The organism is Duganella flavida (assembly GCF_009857445.1).
Taxonomy (GTDB): domain Bacteria; phylum Pseudomonadota; class Gammaproteobacteria; order Burkholderiales; family Burkholderiaceae_D; genus Rugamonas; species Rugamonas flavida.
In genome coordinates, this window is record NZ_WWCN01000051.1 from 1 (window position 1) to 868 (window position 868).

Annotated in this window: 1 protein-coding gene; it reads left to right on the plus strand. The window is 53.0% G+C overall.

The features are described from left to right. On the plus strand, positions 1-457 hold a 457-nt coding region (locus tag GTP46_RS29130; protein WP_161010117.1), incomplete at its 5' end, for a transposase. Between the last annotated feature and the right edge of the window lie 411 nt (positions 458-868).

Genomic DNA, 868 nt, shown 5'->3' on the forward strand with positions numbered 1-868 from the left:
TATTCGGGCCTTGCAGGCACAGATCGATTTAATCGAGAAATCACTGTCGAATTACTGCCGATCAGCGCCGGGCTACCGTCTGCTTAACACGGTGTCAGGCATTGGCCCAATCTTGGCGACAGTGATCCTGCTTGAAACAGGAGACATTGCCAGATTTTCTGGCGCAGGAAACTACGCGTCGTATTGCCGCTGTGTCGGTAGCACTCACATTTCCAATGGCAAGAAGAAAGGCGAAGGCAATACCAAAAACGGCAATCGCTTTCTGGCCTGGGCATATGTCGAGGCCGCAAATTTTGCGATTCGTTTTTGCGAGCCAGCGCGCAAGTTTTATCAACGCAAGAAAGCAAAGCGCAACGGCGTCGTTGCGCTTAAGGCAGTGGCACATAAATTAGCGCGTGCCTGTTTCCATATCTTGAAGACGGGAGAGCAGTTTTCAGTCGAACGCTGCTTTTCCTAAGCTTGGCAACGGCCGGCGAGCCAGCGAATGGGTTGGAGTCTGAGCCAGCGGATTGATTGGACACCGCGCCGTCTGCCATCGTATTGAGTTCTCAAGGATGTGAGTCGTCCGGATTGCGAGCCACGAGGGTTTGGAGCCGTTAGATAGCGGCAGCCATAGAATTGTTTCCATTTGGACGCACGACGGTACCGAGATGCTTCTGGGGCGGCCAAGCCGCCAGGGCGAAACTGTGAAGTGAAATTTTGCTTGATCCAGATGGGTGACTGGTGCGATTCACGCAACCAGCTATGAGGCATAGGGAACGACCTTTACGCCTGCTGAACGGATACGATGGCTAAATAATGCAAGAGATCGCAGAGTAGCGCGAGGGAGAAATTCGTACTGTTGACAGTGGCCGGCTAATGGGTGACC